The organism is Zoogloea oleivorans (assembly GCF_008107625.1).
In the GTDB taxonomy this organism is placed as follows: Bacteria; Pseudomonadota; Gammaproteobacteria; order Burkholderiales; family Rhodocyclaceae; genus Zoogloea; species Zoogloea oleivorans.
The window spans coordinates 1-2,865 of record NZ_SDKK01000074.1 but is presented as its reverse complement, the minus strand read 5'-3'; the positions used below and the strand labels follow the sequence as shown (position 1 = coordinate 2,865).

The following is a 2,865-nucleotide window of genomic DNA, read 5'->3' as shown; positions in this document are numbered from 1 at the left end:
TTGCCCGAAGACTCAATCCCTCATTGCTGCACCGATGAATCTGATTACGTTCGTCCATCGACAACTGGCTGTAGTGAGTTCCCATGCATACACCCTACCAAATCGGGGTGTTGCACTTCAGTCTAGAGCGCGCCGAGTTAAAAAATCCGAGAAATCAATATTACCTTTTTCAAATGCTTGCCTAGCCTTCGTTTCAAAAATCTGCCGTTCAGCAAGAGTCATTCTTCCTTTATCAGGATCGTTGACCCTTTCTCCCTTTGGTCCTCCAGGAATAACGAACCTTGCCAATAAGGTTGCCGCCTCAGTATCCACGAGAGGTTCATTAAGCATATCCGCTGAATCTAGAAAAAAACGTCTTAATGACCCAAGAACGTATTCTCGATCGGCTTTCACAAGTGCTGCTCGCCACCAAAGCAAATGTTCACTTGTAATAACATTAATTTCAATACACCCGCGAGAGTGTAAAAACCTCAGCAACGATATAATGACTATATAGTATCCTTGAACAGTCATATATGCATTAATTTGGCACCTAAGCGCCATCAACACTTTAAACCTAGATACAAAGCTTGCTGACGCATAAGGCAATAGCTTAGAAAAATTTATAGACCACTCTTCAAGAAACCACTTTTCATCTCGTGGAATAATTTTTCCGCCCCACTGAGTAATAATCGGCTTGTCTAAGTCGTACATCTCGTTAGAAATGTACGACTTAGACAACATGGACTCATCTTCACCCATGTTATCAACATAATTTTCTGATTTCTTATTATTCATTTTTTACACACCTTTAAATTTTCCGAGCATTCTCTTCTGGGTCCCAAGCGTCACCTCCGACGCCTGCTCGTGAATATAACGTTGCTTATAATGCTCAACCATCTTTGAACCCGGCGCCCACCCTCCAGTCATCTCTGCTGCAGTTACAACTTTTTCGAAAAGGTGCGGGTTGTTTTTAAAATCATATTTTTCATTGGCCTCTCGAAACCACGTATCAAAAAATGAATGCCGAAGTACATGTGGACTTATTTTTTTTTGCCATTCTGGGCCATAAAGACCTTCAAGCTTTCGTACTATCCTATAAAACGAGGAAATAGAGAGCGGGCTAGCTTTCTCTCCATTCGCACAAAATACATACGGATGTTTAGCTTTTCGTGGACGACCACCTGATCTGGCCGAAATGTAGTTACCCAAACGACTCATCAATTCAGAATTTATTCGAATGACACGCGACCGAGTTTTAAAACCAGGTCGATCAGCCCTTGTATCCATATTTCCATTTTTATCCTTTTTTATAATTAGGAAATCTTCATCAATGCTGTCAATCTGCAGCACTGCGATTTCAGAGACCCGAATTCCAGTCGATATTAAAATCTCAACAATAAGAAGATTTCGTACTCTAGTTTTTTGAAGATGAAAAATTTCTGCCTCAAGCTCAGCGCATTCTCCAGCCACTAGCCCCATCACCTTTTCGATGGAGGCCGGCGCCAATGGTTTTTCAGGATCCAACTCATTTTTTCTCTTTGGAGGCACTAACATATTAAGAATTTTTTCAAACTCCTCCTTTTTTTTAATCAAAAACTCTCCTCTTTTATCCTTGTAGCTCAGCAACTCAATTTCGCGATCCACCAAATACATTAAGAACTTTCCAGCGTAGTAGGCCCTAATTCTCTTAGTGCTGGCATCAACAAAAAATGCGTCAACTTTGGAATTTACTTTTGTTTTAGCCATCGAGACAACTTTTCTGTTTGTGATCGTTTTCTTTACTGCATCCCCACAACGAGCAACGAGAGCAGCCACCTCACTTCTGAAGAGTATGTTCCCTTCCCGGAATCTCGCTTTCAGATCAATGCGATTACCAAGCAAGAACTGCTTAACGATCCTAATAGCATTAGCGGCGCTTCTTAACGTATTCGATGCTTTTTTTTCCTGATAAAGGCTCATCAAGTAAATCGTCGAATCAAAATCAGGAAAACCTTCAACATCAACCAACAGCCATACTCGGTCCCCGGTTGCCATCTCAACCTGTCGGACAATAAAAATAGTTTTTTCGGCGGGATATTTCATACGAGGAACAATATAGCAGACCCCAAAAAAAGGCTAAGCGATTTTTTAAAAAATAAGTTATGCCCTTCCGTTCAGGTTAAAAACCAGAAATCCAAACCGAGGCGAATCAACAAAATCTCTTTTATTTTCAACGCCTTGCAATGGCATTCATCCCAGGCACAACCTAAAAACTTAATTTATTTTATGTTTAGGAATTTGAGCGAACCCTAGACACTTCCATCTACTCCAGCCAAGTACAGACAGAAATGCCATAAGACCAGAAGAGGCGACCGCATGCCTACTACTAGCTAGATGCATGGGGGGCACTGATTTATTCGATATTCAGATGTCCGTGCAAATCAAAAGCAATGGTTTGCAAACTTCGAGCGTCACCAAAACAGATTTAATCAGGGCTTCTTAGAAATCCAAGATAAGTTGGCAGTCCTTGCGCTCAAGTCCACACACACCCTGACGCTTTTAATCTCTTTCGACCAAATGCGTTCTTTGAGGGGGCAGGTTTAGCCGCATTTAAAGGGATAGAGCGAGAATCGACGCAGACGCAAGACAACATTCAATCTTGCCTACGTATTTATTAACGACTTCTCCAGCGATGTTCAGTGAAGGCGCAGGTTCGGCGTAAGGTAACCATTTTTAGTAGCACGCACTTCGGAACTGAACATTCCAAAACAACTTTCAATCTCGTCCGCCCATTCAGGGATAACTGATCCAGCTGTGTTCAATGAGGGCGTAGGTTCGGCCTAGGGTATTCGTCTTGATAACGAATACATTGGAACTGGACATTCCAAAACAACTTTCAATCCC

The 2,865-nt window shown here is 41.8% G+C and carries 3 protein-coding genes; all 3 read right to left on the bottom strand.

All coding sequences use genetic code 11. From position 1 onward, the window contains the following. Window positions 1-85 (bottom strand): helix-turn-helix domain-containing protein (locus ETQ85_RS27560; protein ID WP_222862320.1); only part of this gene is annotated, 85 nt, incomplete at its 3' end. Between the two features lie 32 nt (window positions 86-117). Further along, window positions 118-777, bottom strand: coding sequence for a hypothetical protein (locus ETQ85_RS25700; RefSeq protein ID WP_148581823.1), 660 nt, complete (start codon window positions 775-777; stop codon window positions 118-120). Between the two features lie 3 nt (window positions 778-780). Further along, complete coding sequence (locus tag ETQ85_RS25695) at window positions 781-2,064, bottom strand: tyrosine-type recombinase/integrase (RefSeq protein WP_148581822.1); 1,284 nt, start codon at window positions 2,062-2,064, stop codon at window positions 781-783. Between the last annotated feature and the right edge of the window lie 801 nt (window positions 2,065-2,865).